Source organism: Staphylococcus sp. GDX8P114P-2 (assembly GCF_017892945.1).
GTDB lineage: Bacteria > Bacillota > Bacilli > Staphylococcales > Staphylococcaceae > Staphylococcus > Staphylococcus arlettae.
The window spans coordinates 1-19376 of the sequence record NZ_JAESMB010000010.1 but is presented as its reverse complement, the minus strand read 5'-3'; the positions used below and the strand labels follow the sequence as shown (position 1 = coordinate 19376).

At 30.0% G+C, this 19376-nt stretch carries 22 protein-coding genes; 18 read left to right on the top strand and 4 right to left on the bottom strand.

Features of this window, described 5'->3' with window-relative positions; genetic code table 11:
* The first annotated feature begins 112 nt into the window (after positions 1-112).
* The 18 genes from rlmH to KA845_RS05530 all read left to right on the top strand — a co-directional run bounded on the left by rlmH (position 113) and on the right by KA845_RS05530 (position 17407).
* Entirely contained in the window at positions 113-592 is a 480-nt protein-coding gene (rlmH, locus tag KA845_RS05615) for a 23S rRNA (pseudouridine(1915)-N(3))-methyltransferase RlmH (protein WP_103388679.1), read from the top strand.
* A gap of 255 nt (positions 593-847) precedes the next feature.
* On the top strand, positions 848-1513 hold the full coding sequence (locus KA845_RS05610; RefSeq protein WP_038679421.1) for a YveK family protein: 666 nt from the start codon (positions 848-850) through the stop codon (positions 1511-1513).
* A 15-nt stretch (positions 1514-1528) separates the two neighbouring features.
* On the top strand, positions 1529-2218 hold the full coding sequence (locus KA845_RS05605; protein WP_038679419.1) for a polysaccharide biosynthesis tyrosine autokinase: 690 nt from the start codon (positions 1529-1531) through the stop codon (positions 2216-2218).
* 2 nt (positions 2219-2220) lie between these two features.
* Entirely contained in the window at positions 2221-2994 is a 774-nt protein-coding gene (locus KA845_RS05600; RefSeq protein WP_038679417.1) for a tyrosine-protein phosphatase, read from the top strand.
* 17 nt (positions 2995-3011) lie between these two features.
* Positions 3012-4823, top strand: a complete 1812-nt coding sequence (locus KA845_RS05595) for a polysaccharide biosynthesis protein (RefSeq protein ID WP_038679415.1) — start codon at positions 3012-3014, stop codon at positions 4821-4823.
* 1 nt (position 4824) lies between these two features.
* Positions 4825-6198, top strand: coding sequence for a hypothetical protein (locus KA845_RS05590; RefSeq protein ID WP_038679413.1), 1374 nt, complete (start codon positions 4825-4827; stop codon positions 6196-6198).
* Positions 6199-6201: 3 nt separating this feature from the next.
* Positions 6202-7575, top strand: coding sequence for an O-unit flippase-like protein (wzx, locus tag KA845_RS05585; RefSeq protein ID WP_038679411.1), 1374 nt, complete (start codon positions 6202-6204; stop codon positions 7573-7575).
* The gene (locus tag KA845_RS05580; protein ID WP_051664355.1) at positions 7550-7975 is read left to right on the top strand and encodes a serine O-acetyltransferase; all 426 of its coding nucleotides are present in this window, start codon (positions 7550-7552) and stop codon (positions 7973-7975) included. Before wzx ends, KA845_RS05580 begins: the two co-directional genes overlap by 26 nt.
* Positions 7972-9162 (top strand): glycosyltransferase, encoded by a 1191-nt coding sequence (locus tag KA845_RS13120; protein ID WP_038679409.1) that lies wholly within the window; start codon positions 7972-7974, stop codon positions 9160-9162. Before KA845_RS05580 ends, KA845_RS13120 begins: the two co-directional genes overlap by 4 nt.
* On the top strand, positions 9159-10034 hold the full coding sequence (locus tag KA845_RS05570; RefSeq protein ID WP_051664354.1) for a glycosyltransferase family 2 protein: 876 nt from the start codon (positions 9159-9161) through the stop codon (positions 10032-10034). Before KA845_RS13120 ends, KA845_RS05570 begins: the two co-directional genes overlap by 4 nt.
* Positions 10034-10591 (top strand): acyltransferase, encoded by a 558-nt coding sequence (locus KA845_RS05565; RefSeq protein ID WP_080704792.1) that lies wholly within the window; start codon positions 10034-10036, stop codon positions 10589-10591. The genes KA845_RS05570 and KA845_RS05565 overlap by 1 nt, the downstream gene beginning before the upstream one ends.
* 3 nt (positions 10592-10594) lie before the next feature.
* Complete coding sequence (locus KA845_RS05560) at positions 10595-11596, top strand: NAD-dependent epimerase (protein WP_210127850.1); 1002 nt, start codon at positions 10595-10597, stop codon at positions 11594-11596.
* A gap of 20 nt (positions 11597-11616) precedes the next feature.
* On the top strand, positions 11617-12891 hold the full coding sequence (locus tag KA845_RS05555) for a nucleotide sugar dehydrogenase (RefSeq protein ID WP_038679404.1): 1275 nt from the start codon (positions 11617-11619) through the stop codon (positions 12889-12891).
* Between the two features lie 35 nt (positions 12892-12926).
* Positions 12927-14054 carry a glycosyltransferase family 4 protein gene (locus KA845_RS05550; protein WP_038679402.1) on the top strand — a complete coding sequence of 376 codons (1128 nt, stop codon included), beginning with the start codon at positions 12927-12929 and terminating at the stop codon, positions 14052-14054.
* A gap of 35 nt (positions 14055-14089) precedes the next feature.
* The gene (locus KA845_RS05545; protein ID WP_038679400.1) at positions 14090-14683 is read left to right on the top strand and encodes a sugar transferase; all 594 of its coding nucleotides are present in this window, start codon (positions 14090-14092) and stop codon (positions 14681-14683) included.
* Positions 14683-15303, top strand: a complete 621-nt coding sequence (locus tag KA845_RS05540; protein ID WP_210127849.1) for an acetyltransferase — start codon at positions 14683-14685, stop codon at positions 15301-15303. Before KA845_RS05545 ends, KA845_RS05540 begins: the two co-directional genes overlap by 1 nt.
* Positions 15304-15345: 42 nt before the next feature.
* The gene (locus KA845_RS05535; RefSeq protein WP_051664374.1) at positions 15346-16452 is read left to right on the top strand and encodes a DegT/DnrJ/EryC1/StrS family aminotransferase; all 1107 of its coding nucleotides are present in this window, start codon (positions 15346-15348) and stop codon (positions 16450-16452) included.
* A 13-nt stretch (positions 16453-16465) separates the two neighbouring features.
* Positions 16466-17407 carry an LCP family protein gene (locus tag KA845_RS05530; protein WP_038679397.1) on the top strand — a complete coding sequence of 314 codons (942 nt, stop codon included), beginning with the start codon at positions 16466-16468 and terminating at the stop codon, positions 17405-17407.
* A 213-nt stretch (positions 17408-17620) separates the two neighbouring features.
* On the opposite strand, the gene KA845_RS05525 is transcribed toward KA845_RS05530, so the two are convergent.
* From KA845_RS05525 to KA845_RS05510, 4 genes are all read right to left on the bottom strand, one after another.
* Positions 17621-18037, bottom strand: coding sequence for a JAB domain-containing protein (locus KA845_RS05525; protein WP_080704791.1), 417 nt, complete (start codon positions 18035-18037; stop codon positions 17621-17623).
* 20 nt (positions 18038-18057) lie between these two features.
* Positions 18058-18564: a DUF1643 domain-containing protein gene (locus KA845_RS05520; RefSeq protein ID WP_038679395.1), complete on the bottom strand. Its 507-nt coding sequence runs from the start codon at positions 18562-18564 to the stop codon at positions 18058-18060.
* A 15-nt stretch (positions 18565-18579) separates the two neighbouring features.
* Positions 18580-18891, bottom strand: a complete 312-nt coding sequence (locus KA845_RS05515) for a DUF960 family protein (RefSeq protein ID WP_210127848.1) — start codon at positions 18889-18891, stop codon at positions 18580-18582.
* A gap of 95 nt (positions 18892-18986) precedes the next feature.
* Positions 18987-19325: an SAUGI family uracil-DNA glycosylase inhibitor gene (locus tag KA845_RS05510; RefSeq protein ID WP_107628101.1), complete on the bottom strand. Its 339-nt coding sequence runs from the start codon at positions 19323-19325 to the stop codon at positions 18987-18989.
* Positions 19326-19376: the final 51 nt, after the last annotated feature.

Here is a 19376-nt window from a genome sequence, read left to right as displayed (position 1 = left end):
AATTTTGTATAAAAATCGTATACATTCTTGTTATAATAAGAGGGTATCATGTGCACAAGTGTATAACTTGTGGATAAGTATAATAACTTATAAACACAGCGTGGAGGACATTATGAAAATTACAATACTCGCAGTTGGTAAATTAAAAGAAAAATACTGGAAACAAGCACTTGCTGAATATGAAAAGAGGTTAGGTGGCTACACTAAAATCGAACTCATCGAAGTTGCAGATGAAAAAGCACCGGAAAACCTGAGCGACAAAGAGGTCGAACAAGTCAAAGCGAAAGAAGGTCAACGCCTACTTGCCAAAGTCAAATCACAATCCACAGTGATTACCCTTGAAATTCGAGGCAAAATGTTAACATCCGAAGGTTTGGCACAAGAACTTCAAGGTAGAATGACCCAAGGGCAAAGCGACTTTACTTTTATTATTGGCGGCTCACATGGTCTGCATCAAGACGTCTTAAGTAGAAGCAACTACGCTCTTTCATTCAGTACCATGACCTTCCCACATCAAATGATGCGCGTCATGCTCATCGAACAAATCTACAGAGCCTTTAAGATCATGAAAGGCGAAGCGTATCACAAGTGATGCGGTTTTTTAAATATTTTAGCTAATAAGCGAGTCTAATAAATATATGTAAAAATCCACTGAATTAGAATAAAATTTTAAATTAAAGTAATTAAGGTTGAAAAATGAGTATTATTGTAAAATATTTGTATTACTAATTGTAAGGTTGTAAAATAAGTATATTTTAACTATACTAATTACATTCTGAGAAAATAATATAATAAGCTATATATTAATTAGAATGGAAAATTTGAGGAAAAATAACAGGAGGTTTTCATGGAGAATTCAGTAGATTTAATAAAGATATGGAGAATAATTAAAAGAAATTTTAATTTAATCATAATTTTACCAATAGTTGGTTTAATTATAGGTCTTCTATGCTCTTTAATTTTAGTTCAACCAATGTTCCAAGCATCAACACAAGTAATAGTTAACGAAAAAGAAAGCGATTCCGCAATGCAGGCTCAACAGGTTCAAAGTAATATTCAATTGGTGAATACATATGCCGAAATTGCAACAAGCCCTCGTATGTTAGAAGAAGTTTCAAAAGAGTTAGATAACAAATATTCGGCAAAAGAATTATCAAGTATGATCTCAGCAACAAGTGAAACTGAATCACAAATTTTAAATATTGCAGTTGAAAGTGCGAATAAGAATGATTCAGAAAAAATAGCAAATGTATTTTCTGAAGTTTTTAGTGATGAAACACCTAAGATTATGAACATAGACAATGTATCTATTTTATCTAAAGCAGATGACACTGCAACTCAAACTGAACCTAAAATGTTAGTAAATGCTTTACTTGGCATAGTAATAGGTTTAATGGTTGCAGCGGTTGTAATAGTTTTAAGAGAAATCTTTGATACACGCATTAAAAATGAACAAGATGTACAAGATGAATTAGATATTCCAGTTTTAGGTTCAATACAAAAATTTAAATAAGGAAGGATATTATTTATGGCAAAGAAAAAAGAAAAAACAATATCACCTTTATACGTTCATAACAATCCTAAGTCTACAATTAGTGAAAAGTTTAGAGGGATTAGATCAAATATTATGTTCTCAGGTGCGAATTCAGAAATAAAATCACTTATAGTTACATCTGAAAAACCAGCATCAGGTAAAAGTACAATAACTGCAAATATTGCTATTACATATGCGCAAGCAGGCTATAACACTTTAATTATTGATGGCGATATGAGAAAACCAACTCAACAAAATTTTTTCAATCTAGCAAATCATAGTGGCTTATCTAATTTAATAATTGGCAAAGCACTTCAGACTGATGCTATAAAAGAAACGCACATTGAGAATTTAAATGTACTAACGTCAGGACCAATACCGCCAAATCCTTCAGAACTTATTACATCAACAAATTTCCACGAATTACTTAAAAAGTTAACTGATGATTTTGATTTTATTTTAATTGATACACCGCCAGTGACCACTGTCACAGATGCACAATTATATGCTAAAAATGTTAGAGATTGTGTGTTAGTGATTGATGGTTCAAAAAATGAAAAAAATGAAGTGAAAAAAGCTAAAGAATTATTGATTAAATCAGGTGGGAAAGTTATCGGTGCAGTCTTAAATAAAATGACAATCGAAAAAGGTTCAAGTTATTACTATTATTATGGGGATGAGTAAAAATGATAGATATACACAATCATATATTGATTGGAGCTGATGATGGTCCAAAAACAAAGGAAGACACTATTAATTTAATAACTCAAGCGAAGGAAGAAGGTGTTACTAGTATTGTAGCAACGCCGCATCATTTGCATACAAGATATAACAATCCTGTAGATAATGTGAAGTCAAAGGTGAATGAGATAATATCTATTGAAGAAATTAAAAAACTAGGTATTGAATTCTATTATGGTCAAGAAATTCGTATTACTGACCAAATACTTCCGGAAATTGATAATGGAAATATAGTTGGAATTAATAACTCTCGGTATTTATTAATTGAGCTTCCTTCAAATGAAGTTCCCCATTATACTCAAAATTTATTGAACGAGCTACAAGTTTTGGGATACATTCCTATAATCGCTCATCCTGAAAGGAATAGAGCAATTGCACAAAACTTAAATCTGTTATTTCAGTTAATTAATGGTGGTGCTTTAAGCCAAATAACATCTACATCATTAAATGGTAGTATGGGTAAAAATATTAAGAAAGTCACTTTGCAAATGATTGATAATAATCTTACGCATTTTATAGCTTCGGATGCACATAGTGTTAATGAAAGGCCATTTTTAATGAAATCATTATTAAAAGATAAAAAACTTAAAAATTATAGGAAAGAAATCATTGAATTGATTGAAAATGCAAAATTAATTATTGAAGACAAAAAATTAATAAAGGAGATTCCAACGCAAGGTTATAATCATAAAAAAAGATTTGGAATTTTTAAAAAATGAATGAGGAGATTTTATAGGTGGCACAAATTTCTGCAAGATTACGTCTAATTATGTTAATTATATTAGATTCGGTAATTGTAACGTTTTCTGTGTTTTTGGGATATATTATATTAGAACCATACTTTGAAAGTTATAATATTGATTTATTAATTTTAGCATCTATTATATTGCTTATTTCTCATCATGTGTTTGCAGCATTGTTCAACTTATATCATAGGGCTTGGGAATATGCTAGTGTAAATGAACTGATGTTAGTTGTAAAAGCAGTAAGTTCTTCTGTGTTAACTACATTAATTGTTGTTTCTCTTATAACAGGGAGTAGCCCATTCTTTAGGTTGTATTTTATAACTTGGATGATGCACTTAATACTTATAGGTGGCTCTAGATTATTTTGGAGAGTATATCGAAAATATATAATTGGTAAAAATATAAAAAAGAAACCAACATTAATAGTAGGTGCTGGCCAAGGTGGATCAATGTTAGTCCGTCAAATGTTAAGAAGTTCAGACATGAAAATGGAACCTGTGTTAGCTGTAGATGATGATAAAAATAAACAAAAAATAGTTATTACAGAAGGTGTGAAGGTACAGGGGTACATTAAAGATATTCCTGAATTAGTGAAAAAATTTAAAATCAAAAAAATTATAATAGCAATACCTACTCTAAGTGCAAAGAGACTTAAAGAAATAAATGATATATGTAATATCGAAGGAATAGAATTATTTAAAATGCCAAACATTGAAGATGTGTTGTCTGGCGATATAGAAGTAAATCAACTAAAAAAAGTAGATTTAGAAGATTTATTAGGTAGAGAACCAGTGGAATTAGATATGGCACTTATATCAAACGAACTTTCTCATAAAACAATTTTAGTGACTGGTGCAGGAGGTTCTATTGGTTCTGAAATTTGTAGGCAGGTATGCAAATTTGAACCAAGCAAAATAATTTTATTAGGACATGGTGAAAATAGCATTTATCTAATAAATCAAGAATTAACAAAGTTGTATAAAAATAAAATAGAAATTATACCAGTGATTGCTGATGTTCAAAATAAATCGAGATTACAAGAAGTAATGTTGAAGTATAAACCATATGTTGTTTATCATGCTGCGGCACATAAACATGTACCTTTAATGGAAGCAAATCCATTTGAAGCAATGAGAAATAATATATTGGGAACAAGAAATACTGCTGAGGCAGCAATAAATGCTGAAGTAAATAAATTTGTAATGATTTCTACGGACAAAGCAGTTAACCCACCTAACGTAATGGGAGCTACGAAGCGAGTGGCTGAGATGTATATTCAATGTTTAAATCACGAAAATTCTAAAACGGATCTTGTTGCCGTAAGGTTTGGAAACGTATTAGGTTCAAGGGGATCCGTAATCCCATTATTTAAAAAACAAATAGAGGCAGGTGGGCCATTAACTGTTACTCACCCAGATATAACACGTTACTTTATGACGATTCCAGAAGCGTCTAGACTTGTACTACAAGCAGGTGCCATAGCAACTGGGGGAGAAATATTTGTTTTGGATATGGGAGAACCAGTCAAAATAGTTGATTTAGCTAAAAATATTATTCGCTTAAGCGGTAAAAAAGAAGAAGATATAGGTATAGAGTTTACTGGTATGAGACCAGGTGAAAAATTATTTGAAGAATTATTAAATAAAAATGAAATACATTCTGAACAAGTATATGAAAAAATTTATCGCGGTAAAGCAATCACTATTCCAAAAAGTGAGTTAGATGAAGTTATTAATGAATTTTTTACTAACAAAAATGAATCAAAAGAAAAATTAATACAATTTGCTAATAGGAAGTTATAAAATGACACTTTTTTATAGAATCATAGTTTTAATCTTGTCTCTCATAAGCATTGTTTCAATAATGCTAAGCGACATTCAATTACCAAATAATTTAATAGCACTGCCTTTATTATTTATGTGTTTATACTTTTTATTTCCAATGTTTAGTAGATATATGTTTTATAATATTGGAATTACCATTGTAAATATAACAATGTTAATAAGGTATGTCATTTCTCCATTGTTAATGTCTATTTACGGTGTGAATGTTGGAATTGGTATGTCCACATCTCTTGGTTCTCAAACCAAAGCAATTAATTTAATGCTATTTGAAATGATAGTAATTATTGTAACATTCTGCCTTCTATATAAACGATTTTATTCTAGTAAAACTGAATTTAGAAAAATGGAAGCTAAACCAAATTTATTTGGTTGGGCTTACGTACTCTTAAGTTTTGTGGTTGTATTATTCAATCCAGAAGTACTCGCAAGATATACTTTTATTTGGTCTGCTTCTCAATTGAAAAGTAAAGATGTAGTAGACTCAGTTTCATTATTTTTCTTAATAGTCCAACTTGGGCATGTTGTAGCTACAATAGGCGTGTTAAATTGGATATATAGATTCTATGAATATAACAAAAATATCATATGGTTATTTTTATCATTTATAGTAATAGGTATATCATCATCTTTTATTACGGGTACGAGTAGATTTAGTATAATTTTACCCTTATCAACTGGGTTATTCACTATTTTTATTTTGTATAAAAATTATAGAAAGTTAATTGTTATATTATCAGTAGGCATGTCATTATTATTAATAGCAGTGTCTACTTTGTTAAAACAAAACACGATTGTTACACAAGGAAATACATCTACTGCTAATTCTAGTAGTACATTTGAAAATCTTAATACTGATTTGCAATTATATTTTTCAGGGGTATCAAATGTAGCTCATTCAATTGATACTAGCTATGTTTATGCACCATTTCAATTTGATGCAATTATTAGTGAATTATTTAGGTCAGTTGTGTTTTTGAATTCATTGTTTGGACAACATCAAAGTGCTCTAACATCATTTAATGAAGTTTTTTATCAGAGGCCATTGGTTTCAGATCAAATATTACCAATGATTGGACAAGGTTACTTATACTTTGGTCCGTACTTAGCTCCAATACTTTCTTTTATTAGTATTATCTTAGTTATGGTGTTGGATAAAAAAATATATAAGAGTGACTCAGTATTTAAAATATATATTATGTCATATTTATGTATTAAGTTATCACTATTTTTTATGGCGAATGCAACGATTCAAATGTCATTTTTCACAAATTTCTTCATCCTATTGTTGATAATAAGTTATCTGAATAATAAGTTTATACTGAAGAGGGTGTAGTTCATGAATATTGGAAAAAAAGATGTTGCTTGGAGTTATATCAGTTTAGCTATGGTGCAAGGTATAAATATTATGCTACTACCAATCATATTAAAATTTTTGAATTCAGTTGAACTAGGTTTATGGTATACGTTTACTTCACTATATGGATTAGCAATGTTAATTGATTTTGGATTTCAAGCAGTTATTGCTAGAAATATTAGTTATTTATGGTCTGGCGCTCAAACTGTTAAAAAAGAGGGCTTTGATGAGAGTGATATAAAAGATGATGGAATAAATCTTCGGTATTTTATAAAAGTATTATCAACTGTGAAGTTTATTTACTATATCATGGGTTTATTAATTCTAATAACATTTATGACTTTTGGTACTTTATACTTAGTACAAATTACAAATGGCGAAATTGACCTATTTACAGCATTAGTTGCATGGTTTTTTTATATGTTATCTATTGTGTTAAATATTGCGTTTTCTTTTTGGAATGCTGTTTTAAAAGGGATAGGAGCAATAAAGGTATACAATCAAATTTTAGTAGTTACTAAAGTAACACAATTATTATTATCAATTATCTTTTTATTGTTAGGATACGGAATAATTGGAGTTTCACTTGCATACTTTATTTCTGTAATTGTAAATAGATTACTACAATCATTTAATTATTACAGATTTTCAGATGAAACAAGAGCAACAAATAATAGGATAAAAGTTAAATATGATAAGGAAATTTTTTCGGCGTTTTTACCTAATACTATAAAGACTGGAATCTTATCTTTATCTAATTATTTAGTAATAAATTTTCCATTAATTTTATGTTCTTATTTCTTATCTTTAAAAATTTCAGGGCAATTTGGATTGATAAATCAAATAATCACATTAATTTTAACGTTATCAAATTCTTATTTTAATACATATCTATCTAAATTCAATTACTTAAGAGTTAGAAATCAGTTTGACGAATTGTTTAGATTGTTTATTAAATCGATGATAACAAATTATATTTTCAACATTTTTGCATTTGTTTTGTTATTAATATTTGGTAATTTCGCTTTGGATATCATTGGTGCTGATTATAAATTATTACCAATTGGTTTAATGCTAATTATTATTGTTTATAGGTTCTTGTACAACAATCAAATTCTGTTCACAACATTTTTGACAACTAAAAACCAAATCCCTCATTACAAACAATTTTTAATGTTTGCAATTATAACTATTATTGCACAGGTTATTGTATTGACGTTCGTTGAATCAAAATTATTATACTTAATAATGCCATTATTTATTATTCAATTAGTATTTAATAATTGGTACTGGGTTTATTACGTTATTAAAGATATAAGGAGTGAAAGAAATGAAAAAGAAATCATTAATGAATAAATCAATAATATTAATGACTAAACTTTACCAAAAAAACATTCCAATATTACCAAGGCTAATGCAGCAATTTAACCGATTTATATTTGCCTGCGACATACCAAGAAGTGTGAAAATTGGTAAAGGAACAATCTTTCCACATAGTGGTTTAGGGTGTGTTATTCACTCAAATGCAATAATCGGAGAAAATTGCAAAATTCAACAAAATGTAACAATTGGAGGTCGAGGGCAACATGGAAGACCTACAATTGGAAATAATGTATTTATAGGGGCAGGATCCACTATTATTGGTGGTATTAAAATTGGGGATAATGCAACAATTGGGGCTATGACATTGGTTTTAAAAGATGTAGATGAAAATGAAACTGTTGTTGGTATTCCGGCAAGAGGAGTGAAAAAGTGAAATTATTATTTGTGGTAAATAATTTTAATTTTGGTGGACCTCAAAAGAGTCTTGTGAATTTATTATATGAATTAAAAGATACTGATGTACAAATTGATTTGATGATTTTAAATCAACAAGATAAATTAACGAGTTACATTCCTGATTATGTAAACGTTGTTCAAGTTCCAAGTAAGTACTCATTATTAATGCTAGATAAAAGTAATTTATTTAAAAAAATAATGCGAAATTTAAATAAGCCAATATTGATTTTAAAAGTATTAATGTTTGTGATTAAAAGCCAACTAAAATTACAGGACAATACTAAAAGTAAACAAAAATTTTGGATTGAAAATAAATGGAACAATGAAGATTTTTCAAAACAATATGATGTTGCTGTTGGTGTATCTGGAGGGCATTCTGTTTACTTTATAGAAGATTTTATTAAAGCTAATCATAAAATTGGTTGGATTAGAACAGATTATAAAGTATTAAAAAGAGATCATAAGTTGGACAAAAAATATTTTGAAAAAATGAATGGTATGATTGCCGTTTCAAAAATGACAGCTGAAAATTTTGAAAATATCTTTAATATAAAACCTTATGTTTACTACAACAGCTTACCTATTAAACTATATGAAAATATAGAGGGTGAAAATTTTGATAAAGATTCAAAATATATGAATTTATGTACAATTTGTAGGTTGGACAATGGTAAAGGTTTAGATTTATTAATTGAAGCGGCAAAAATTTTGAAAAATCAACAAATAAAATTCAAATGGTATATTGTTGGTACTGGAAAATTGGAAGAATGGTTAAAAGAAGAGATACAAAAGAGTAGTTTAGAAAAATTAGTTTTACCAATAGGATTTAAATTCAATACAGGGAATATTCTTAAAAAAATGGATGTTCTTGTACATCCTTCTAGGTTTGAAGGCAAATCAAATACTATTGATGAAGGGCTTTATTATGAAATACCTGTTGTAGCTACTAATTTTGAAACGGTCTATGAACAAATTGTTGATGGTGAAAATGGATTCATTACGAATATGAATGGAAATGAAATAGCGGCAAAAATTATCAGATTATATGAAGATAAGCAACTTTATAAAAAAATAAAAACCGAACTTCATAATAATAGGTATGTCCCTGAGAATAAAGGAATAGAATTTATTAATTTACTGTATAAGATAGGAGATAATAAATGACTAAATTAACTATTTTCACACCGACATATAACAGGGCACATACGTTACCTAGACTTTTTGAATCATTACTGAATCAAACTAATTATGATTTTGAATGGTTAATTGTTGATGATGGATCTACAGACAATACTGAACAATTAGTGAAAACATTTTCGACAGAAAAATTTCCAATTAGATATATAAAACAAAACAATGGTGGAAAGCATATAGCTACCAATATAGGTTTGAAATCTGCATCTGGTGAGTTATTTACTTGTCTTGATAGCGATGATTGGTTTTACTCATACGCAGCTGATTACTTCATTTCAAAATTCGCTGAAAATCCAAGTATGGCAGCGTTAATAACACTAGATTCTTATGAAAATGGTGATGTTTTAGGTGAAACTTTACCAGAAGTAGATAAGGTTAATTGGGTGGATTTAAGATATTTATATAAAGTAAAAAGAGATAAATGCTATGTATATAAAACATCACTTATTAGATATATGACATTTCCACAATATGGTGATTCACGACATATGCCACCTTCATACCAGTTGCTTGAATTCAGTGAATTATATGACTGCCATTTGTCAAACGTGAAAACAAAATATGTTGAATATTTAGATGATGGTATAAGTAGTAGTGTTAAAACTAATTATTTTAAATCTGCAGAAAATTATTGCGAATATAGAAAAAAAGCATATAATCAGCTTCCTAATTTGAAAGAAAAGTTGATTGATATATTATTGTTTGATATCTCATGGATAGATACATCTTTAAATCCTAGGTACAAATTTAAAGATAAAATTCCGTTACTTATTTCAATCTTTGCACTGCCTCCAGCAACACTATTATATATATATTACAAATACAAATTTAGGAAATTGTGATGATTATGAAAAATAAAATGAATACAATTATAAAATTAATGCAAAAGCCATATAATTATGCACCTAAAACGATTTGCAATCTATTATGGGATGTTTTTAATATTAGTGAATCGAAAATTGCGATTTTATATAGAAATTTATATGTAAATAAATTCGCGGAAAATGTAGGTAGAAATTTATTTGTAGGAAAGTTTGTATCTATAAAGAATATACAAAATTTATCTATTGGAAATGATGTAAGCATCCACGCATACACCTATATTGATGCATTTGGGCAAATAAAAATTGGTGACGATGTATCTATAGCAAATCACTCGACATTAATTTCATCAGATCATACGTGGACTGATGGTAAAATACCAATTAAATTCAATCAAGTTGAACCCAAAAAAATTGTCATTGAAAATGATGTGTGGATAGCTACAGGTGTTAGAGTACTTGGTGGTATCACTATCAATAAAAGAAATGTTATTGGTGCAGGGGCAATTGTAAATAAAAATACTGAAGAAAATTGCGTTTATGTGGGTGTACCAATCAAAAAAGTGAAGGAGATATAAAATATGAAAATTTTAATCACAGGTACTGCTGGTTTTATTGGATCACATCTTGCGAAAAAGTTAATTAAACAGGGCCATCATATAATAGGCGTAGATAGTATTAATGATTATTATTCCGTTACTTTGAAAGAAGATAGATTAGAATCCATAGGAAAAGAGAATTTTACTTTTTATAAATTGAAATTAGAAAATTATGACGAATTATCTAAAGTATTTAGAGATGAACAACCAGCAGTAGTAGTTAATTTAGCAGCTCAAGCGGGTGTTAGATACAGTATAGAAAACCCAAGGGCATATATTGACTCTAATATTGTTGGTTTTATGAATATTTTAGAATGCTGTAGACATTTTAATATTCAAAATTTAATTTATGCTTCCTCTAGTTCAGTATATGGTGCTAATACAACAAAACCATTTAGCACTTCGGATAACATAGACCATCCGTTAAGTTTATATGCAGCAACTAAAAAATCAAATGAGTTAATGGCACACACGTATAGTCATTTATACAAATTACCTACAACAGGTTTGAGGTTCTTTACGGTATACGGTCCATGGGGTAGACCAGATATGGCACTATTTAAATTCACAAAAGCAATCGTAAATGACGAGGTTATAGATGTTTATAATTATGGAAATATGATGAGAGATTTTACGTATGTTGATGACATTGTTGAAGCAATTAGTAGACTTGTTAAAAAACCAGCATCACCAAATAAAGAATGGTCAGGTGCAAATCCAGATCCTGGATCATCCTATGCACCATATAAAGTCTACAATATTGGAAACAATAGCCCAGTTAGATTGATGGAATTTGTAGAAGCTATAGAAAATAAATTAGGTAAAGAAGCTAAGAAAAACTACATGGATTTACAACCTGGAGATGTACCTGAAACTTATGCAAATGTTGATGACTTATTTAGAGATATTGATTTTAAACCAGAAACTACAATTCAAGATGGTGTAAATAAATTTGTTGATTGGTACTTAGAATATTATAAATAAAATTAGGGAGATGTTTTTTGATGGAAAGAAATATTGCTGTAGTTGGATTAGGTTATGTAGGTTTACCAGTAGCTGTGACTTTTGGGAATAAACATAAAGTAATCGGATTTGATATTAATGAAGCAAGGATTCAAGAACTAAAAAATAATTACGATAGAACAAATGAAGTAACTGAAGAAAAATTAAAAAAAACGAATATAGAGTATACATCAAACGCGGAGGATTTGAAACAAGCTGACTTCATTATTGTGGCTGTACCTACACCAATTGATAAACATAATAAACCTGATTTATTGCCATTATTAAAAGCCAGTGAAACAGTGGGGAAAGTAATTACACCAGACACAATAGTTGTTTATGAATCAACAGTTTATCCTGGTGCCACAGAAGAAGAGTGTGTACCTGTATTAGAAAAATACTCTGGTCTAGTATGCGGTAAAGACTTTTTTGTTGGCTATTCACCTGAAAGAATTAATCCAGGAGACAAAGTGCATACCTTTGAAACGATTACAAAAGTGGTATCAGGTCAAACGCCAAAAGTATTAGAAGTTGTTGCAGACGTATATAGCTCAGTAGTTACTGCAGGAGTTCATAAAGCTTCATCTATTAAAGTAGCAGAAGCGGCAAAAGTAATTGAAAACACACAACGCGATGTGAATATCGCATTAATGAACGAATTAGCAATTATTTTTAATAAATTAGATATAGATACAAACGAAGTATTAAAAGCTTCAGGAACAAAATGGAATTTCTTGAATTTCAAACCAGGTTTAGTAGGGGGACATTGCATTGGAGTAGACCCTTATTATTTGACTCATAAAGCACAAGAAGTCGGTCATCATCCAGAAGTAATATTAGCTGGAAGAAGAATAAATGATAACATGGCTCAACATATTGCATCAAATATTATCAAAGAAATGTTAAAACAAGGTTTAGAAGTCCAAGGTGCTTCTGTTAATGTTTTAGGACTGACATTTAAAGAAAATTGTCCAGACTTACGTAATACAAAAGTTATTCATATTATTGAAGAACTAAAGGAATTTGGATTGAATGTTGTAGTTAATGATGTTGAAGCAGATAGAAGTGAAGCAGAGAGATTATTTGGATTTGACCTAACAGAAAAACAAAATCTAAAAAAATCTGATGCCTTATTGTTTGCAGTGGCCCATAAAGACTATATCGATAATAAATCGGAATATCTAAATTTAGTTAAAGATAATGGAGTTGTTTTTGATATTAAAGGTATTATTCAAGAAAATGAAATTTTAGAATCACAAAATTTATGGCGCTTGTAAAAAATTTATTAATAAACAGATTAGGTGTTGATATATTGGAAAGAAATAAAATCTTTCATTTAGTAACTGTTTCAAAAAGTATTCCTCTAATGAAAGGACAAATCGAATATTTACGTGAGAATAATCTTGATGTAAATGTTGTTACCTCGAAGGGTGAAGAATTAAAAGTTTATTCTTCTGATATTGTTCATGAAATTAACATGGAAAGAGAAATATCTTTGAAAAATGACATTAAATCTTTATTTAAAATGATTAAATTATTTTTGAAGGAAAAACCTTATATAGTGAATTCTGGAACACCTAAAGCTGGGTTGATTGGAACTGTGGCTGCCTTTTTAACTAGGAGGCCAGTTCGTATATACACTGTTAGAGGATTAAGATTAGAAACTGTAACAGGTATTAAATATAAAATATTATATTTAATGGAAAAAATTGCTATGTTTTGTGCTACTGATATAATTGCAATATCTGAAAGTTTAAAAACAAGAATTATAGAGCTCAATCTACAAAAGGAAAAGAACATAAAAGTTTTAGGTTATGGAAGCTCAAATGGGCTTATCTTAGAAAATTTCAAAAAAGAATTTACAGATATTCCTGAAGAATTAGCCGAAAAGTTAAATGATTATTTTGTAATTGGCTTTGTTGGAAGAATTGTGAAGGATAAAGGCATAAAAGAAGTGATAAAATCATTCCAGATCATTAAAGAAAAGGGATATAATGTTAAGCTTTTAATAGTAGGTAAGATTGAAAAAGATAATTCAATAAGTAAAGAAGATTTTAATTTTTTAATGAATGATGAAAATATCGTACTTGCAGGCCAAGTGTCAAATACAGTATATTATTATAATCATATGGATGTATTAGTTTTCCCAACGTATCGTGAAGGGTTTGGGAATGTCAGTATAGAAGCTCAAGCATTAGGCGTCCCTGTAATTACTACAAACGTAACAGGTGCGAAAGATACCGTTATTGATGGTGAAACAGGATACATTGTGCCTAAAGGTGATTACGTTGATATTGCAAGTAAAATTGAAAAGCTTTTAAATGATTCAGAATTAACTGAAACCCTAGGTAATTCTGCCATTAAAAGAGTGAATGAAAAATTTGATAGCAAAATCATTTGGGATGATTTATTGAAGGTTTATCGCGAAAAAATAAAATAAGTAGTTCATAATTTTATAAGGAAAGGGATGAACTTATGGCTAAACGATTTTTAGACATTATTACAAGCTTATTTGTACTCATAATGACTTTACCTATAACCCTAGTAACAATGATATTAATTTCAAAGAAACTCGGTAAACCAGTATTGTTTAAGCAAACGCGACCTGGAAAAAATGAAAAACCTTTCGACATTTATAAATTTAGAACAATGACAACGGAATTTGATGATAAAGGTCAATTGTTACCAGATGAGTTACGTATGACTAAACTTGGTTCTAAAATTAGAAATTCAAGTATTGATGAATTGCCGCAATTAATAAATGTGTTGAAAGGTGATTTAAGCTTAGTTGGACCAAGACCATTACTAATGGAATACTTACCTTTATATAATGAAGAACAAAGAAAACGTCATAATGTTAAACCGGGCATTACAGGTTGGGCACAAATAAATGGTAGAAATGCAATAACATGGGAACAGAAGTTTAAACTTGATGTATGGTATGCTGAAAATCAATCATTTAAACTAGATATGTATATTTTATATAAAACAATAGAAAATGTATTGAAGAAAAAAGATATTAGTTCTGAATCTCATGTCACTGCAGAAAAATTTAGAGGTAATGTTTAATGAAACGTATAATCTTAATAGGAAATGGTGGCCACTCTAAAGTGATTAAAGATATTATCGATGAATCACCGGACTATACTGTCGTAGGATTTTTGGATAATAAGTTCTCTTCGTATGAAGAAGATGGGAATTGTTTTTATGATAATTTAGATAATATACAATTGTATAGTGAAAATTATTATTTCTGCTTAGCAATAGGTAATAATGTTATAAGAAATAAACTGTTTAAAGAAATGCAACTTCATAAAAATCGATTTCCATCACTGATACATTCGACTGCGAGTGTAAGTCCAAGTGCTCAAATTGGGTTTGGCACAGTTGTCATGCCTAACGCTGTTATTAATGCAGACGCACGAATAGGCAACCATGTAATAGTTAATTCAGGATCAGTTATTGAACATGATAATTTTATAGAAGATTACGTTCATATTTCTCCAAATGCGACATTAGCAGGAAATGTTGAAATAGGAAAACGTTCGCATATTGCAATTGGCGCATCAGTTTTACCGCAAATAAAAATAGGTAGTGATTGTATCGTAGGTGCAGGAGCGACCGTTATTAATAATGTTAATGACAAACAAACAGTTGTTGGTACACCAGCAAAACCCAAGGAGGAGTGAGAGTAGTTGACAAATGAACGCGTATATTTATCTAGACCACATATGGGTGGGAATGAACAAACTTATATAGAGAGAGCATTTGAACAGAATTGGATAGCGCCATTAGGAGAGAATGTGACTGAATTTGAAAATAGTATAAAATCTTATATCAATATAGATCAAGCATTGGCTGTTAGTAGTGGAACTGCTGCTATACATTTGGCACTGATAGAGAGTGGGGTAACAGAAGGGGATTATGTATTTTGTACCTCTTTAACTTTCTGCGCAACTTCTAATCCAATCTTATATCAAAATGCTATACCTGTATTCATTGATTCTGAATTAGATTCTTGGAATATGTCGCCTGTTGCATTGGAAAAAGCATTCAAAGAATTTGAAAAAAAATCAATTAAACCAAAAGCCGTTATAGCAGTTAATTTGTATGGACAATCTGCTAAATTAGATGAAATTAAAGCAATTTGTGATTCATATAATGTAACTTTAATCGAAGATGCGGCTGAATCTTTAGGTGCAGAATTTCACGGGGAAATGAGCGGAAGTTTTGGCGATTATGGTATTTTTTCATTTAATGGTAATAAAATAATTACTACCAGTGGTGGTGGTATGTTAGTCACAAATGATAGTAAATCAAATGAACATGCATTTTTCTTAGCAACTCAAGCTAGGGATAAAGCGATATATTATCAACATAGTGAATTAGGTTTTAACTATAGATTGAGCAACATATCAGCTGGTATCGGACGAGGACAAATGGAAGTATTGGAGCAACGTGTTCAAAAAAGAAGAGCAATTTTTGATAAATATTATCATGAATTGTCAACTATTGAAGGCATCGAATTTCAACCAGAACTACCTAAATCTAAGTCTAACAGATGGTTAACAGCATTAACGATTGATGAGAATAAAACAGGATTTTCAGCAAATGATGTAATTGAAGCACTTAGTAAAGAAAATATAGAAGCGAGACCTGTATGGAAACCAATGCATTTACAGCCACTATATAGTCAATATGAATATTATTTTGATGGTGTTGACAATGCTAAATATTTATTCGAACAAGGTATATGTCTACCTTCTGGTTCTGATATGGCAGTCGAAGATCAACAACGTATTATTCAAATTATAAAAAGATTGCTAGTCAAAAAGTAAGGATGGGTGGTATATGGAAAGAAGAAAAAGAAAGAAAAATTCAAAAGCAAAAAAAGTTATTCTAACAATAATCATTATTTTAGGGTTATTTGTAATATTTGCAGCAGCGTTTATTTTTTATAAATTAACAGTATTAAATAGTTCCATCAATAATCCTTTGGATAGAGAGCATTCTGAACTGAGAGATAAGCCGTTAAAAGACGGGGAGCCTATTTCTATTGCGTTGTTCGGTATTGATTCTGATGAGGTTAGAGCATCTGAGAATGGTGGTCAAAGATCTGATTCTATCGTACTTCTTTCAATTAACCCGAAAGATAAAAAGACAGAAATGATTAGTGTGCCTCGTGATACACATGCTAAGATAGTTGGTAAAGATACAGAGGAGAAAATTAATCATGCATATGCATATGGTGGACCGGATATGGCAGTGAAATCTGTAGAAAAATTAATGGATGTCCCTATTGATCATTATGCTGCTATTAACATGGACGGAGTTTCTACGCTTATTGATGAAGTGAACGGTGTAGACGTTGTTAGTAATGGGGATTTTACCAAATCTAATTATTCTTTTGAAAAAGGAAAAAAATATCACATGGATGGTAAAGAAGCTTTAGCATTTATGCGTAGTAGAAAAGAAGCAGGTGCTGGAGGCGATGAAGGAAGACAAGCACGTCAACAACTCGTCATCGAAGCAGTAGCTAAAAAATCAATGAATCCAAGTTCTATTCCTAAAATTAATTCAATTTTTAATGCGGTAGAAGATAATGTTGAAACGGATTTGAGTTTAACTGATTTAAATGATATTCGCTCTGATTATAAAGCTGCGCAAAAAAATGTGAATCGTCATACTTTAAATGGTGAAAATACTTTAGGCGATGATGACCTTTATTACTTCTATCCTGGTGATAATGATCAAATCATTAAAGATTATCGAGACAATTTGAATTTGAAATAACATTTTTATCAAACGGCAATTGCTACAATAGCAATTGCCGTTTTTGTATGAATTACTCTCATATAACCACAAAGGTAGATAAACGACTATAATTGCTTTTGTTAACAGTATCATTACATTAATATTTTATGAATATTTCTTAGTCAAGAATCATAATTTAAGTTTGTCTTTATATATTAGAAAATAAAAAGTAATAGAAGTGTCAAAATATTACTATACTTCTAGCTTTAAGTTATATCGTCTAATGGAATAAGTTTTACAATCTGAGTAAATAATACAGTCATAGAATAAAATACCCATCATTTCAATGATGAACATTATCAATTCGATTACATTGATATCTTTAGGAGAGGGTGTTACATTGCTACTTGAATTATTATGAACTGGTATAATACTATTTACGTTACTAAGTATTGTAGTTTTGAATATTTCTCTGGATGAATCACTGTTTGAATGTGTGGGTTCATTTTTACTATTCATACATATAAGAATGCGATGTTCTAGGTCATATTTCACAATGAATGATTGCATAGTTTCTGCAACATCCTCAGGACTGGTAATACAATCTTTTAGATAACTTAATGTATCTGTTTTTATCATTTGTAGTGAAACGATATTGATTTCTTTCATCTTTTACCTCCATATATTTGTTATGCTTTCAAAATCCATTTCTGTCTCGCTTTTGGATTAAGGGGATGCATGATTTCATTGGTTGTTGGGTTCATGAGTTGTTTCACTTTCTTTTTATGTGGTTTCAACATCTCTAATACTTCATTGACGCGTGCTTCAACAACGGGCTTTTTAGCGTAAGCACCCCATGCTAATATCACTTCATCTGATTCTTTCACTGCCTTCATAATTTGAATATCTGTATGCTTATCATAGGCATTTTCTAAATGTTTGAGATTGATAGGGGTTTTAATATTAGAGTATAGATTCACAAAATTGATGGAACCAAATGCATCCATTTCTGAAACTTTGTTCATAATGAGCTGAGTTGTTAGGTCGATGTTGAGAATGCCATCATAATGCGGATACATTGTGATGATTGTGATTGTTTGTTTTTCACTGTCCCATGTTTTCTTAAGTAGATAGCGATGTTGTTGGTCATCACTGAACATGGCTTCAGTTTCTAATGTATTTTTTATTGTTTTCATGTAATATTCACTCCTCTAGTATTCTTCTGGTAATAACATGACATAATAAGAAAGGTCTATATCATCTTCACGAATGATATAGACCCTATTGATATTGATAGCTTTTGAATAATTAGCTTTATGAAATTTGACATACTCAGGACGTTCTTGTTTGTGTTTGATATATAGTTGATTATTGTGCATATTGAATTGGAATATATGAAAATAATCCAATGATTCCTTGCCTTTTGATTGTGTTTGTTCTCGTCGTACTACAAGTTGCCATAATTGGTGTTGTAATGTGAAAGGTAAGTTATTGGCAATGCCGCGTGTTATATATCTATTCATAAGCGTTTTCCTTTCTTTCTGATTCTTTCATCCAAATAATAACTTCACTAAGAATTGTGATGACTAGTTGTGTGATTTTGATGTATTTTTGCATATTATTGTCCTCCTGTTAGTAAGTACCGTTGATCCAAAAGGGGCATGACTGTGTTGTGTAGATATAAGAAATCCATATCGTGGTTTTCATCAATATAACCAATGGCTATGAGCTGTTTCTGATAGTAGAGAATGAAAGGGTAGATATTACTTTCGTGAAGTGTATCAGAGTAGTAGGTGTAGGTTTGAAGTGTTTTATTACTGAGTGGCCCAAGCCTTACATATTGGTCAGGTAAGATATCATCAGCGATTTCCTCGATAGATTCACATTCCCACTTTTCATCTTTTGGCAGTTTGAATAAGTTGGTTATATAGTGCTTGAGTTGTTGTTCTAGTGTCATCATTATGACCTCCTAATGTGTTTGATGGATGTATGCATGTGATACATCATT

Coding starts and splice junctions, on each gene's coding strand:
- rlmH (WP_103388679.1), top strand. CDS start 113: ATGAAAATTACAATACTCGCAGTTGGTAAATTAAAAGAAAAATACTGG.
- KA845_RS05610 (WP_038679421.1), top strand. CDS start 848: ATGGAGAATTCAGTAGATTTAATAAAGATATGGAGAATAATTAAAAGA.
- KA845_RS05605 (WP_038679419.1), top strand. CDS start 1,529: ATGGCAAAGAAAAAAGAAAAAACAATATCACCTTTATACGTTCATAAC.
- KA845_RS05600 (WP_038679417.1), top strand. CDS start 2,221: ATGATAGATATACACAATCATATATTGATTGGAGCTGATGATGGTCCA.
- KA845_RS05590 (WP_038679413.1), top strand. CDS start 4,825: ATGACACTTTTTTATAGAATCATAGTTTTAATCTTGTCTCTCATAAGC.
- wzx (WP_038679411.1), top strand. CDS start 6,202: ATGAATATTGGAAAAAAAGATGTTGCTTGGAGTTATATCAGTTTAGCT.
- KA845_RS05580 (WP_051664355.1), top strand. CDS start 7,550: ATGAAAAAGAAATCATTAATGAATAAATCAATAATATTAATGACTAAA.
- KA845_RS05570 (WP_051664354.1), top strand. CDS start 9,159: ATGACTAAATTAACTATTTTCACACCGACATATAACAGGGCACATACG.
- KA845_RS05565 (WP_080704792.1), top strand. CDS start 10,034: ATGATTATGAAAAATAAAATGAATACAATTATAAAATTAATGCAAAAG.
- KA845_RS05560 (WP_210127850.1), top strand. CDS start 10,595: ATGAAAATTTTAATCACAGGTACTGCTGGTTTTATTGGATCACATCTT.
- KA845_RS05555 (WP_038679404.1), top strand. CDS start 11,617: ATGGAAAGAAATATTGCTGTAGTTGGATTAGGTTATGTAGGTTTACCA.
- KA845_RS05545 (WP_038679400.1), top strand. CDS start 14,090: ATGGCTAAACGATTTTTAGACATTATTACAAGCTTATTTGTACTCATA.
- KA845_RS05540 (WP_210127849.1), top strand. CDS start 14,683: ATGAAACGTATAATCTTAATAGGAAATGGTGGCCACTCTAAAGTGATT.
- KA845_RS05535 (WP_051664374.1), top strand. CDS start 15,346: ATGGGTGGGAATGAACAAACTTATATAGAGAGAGCATTTGAACAGAAT.
- KA845_RS05530 (WP_038679397.1), top strand. CDS start 16,466: ATGGAAAGAAGAAAAAGAAAGAAAAATTCAAAAGCAAAAAAAGTTATT.
- KA845_RS05525 (WP_080704791.1), bottom strand. CDS start 18,037: ATGAAAGAAATCAATATCGTTTCACTACAAATGATAAAAACAGATACA.
- KA845_RS05520 (WP_038679395.1), bottom strand. CDS start 18,564: ATGAAAACAATAAAAAATACATTAGAAACTGAAGCCATGTTCAGTGAT.
- KA845_RS05515 (WP_210127848.1), bottom strand. CDS start 18,891: ATGAATAGATATATAACACGCGGCATTGCCAATAACTTACCTTTCACA.
- KA845_RS05510 (WP_107628101.1), bottom strand. CDS start 19,325: ATGACACTAGAACAACAACTCAAGCACTATATAACCAACTTATTCAAA.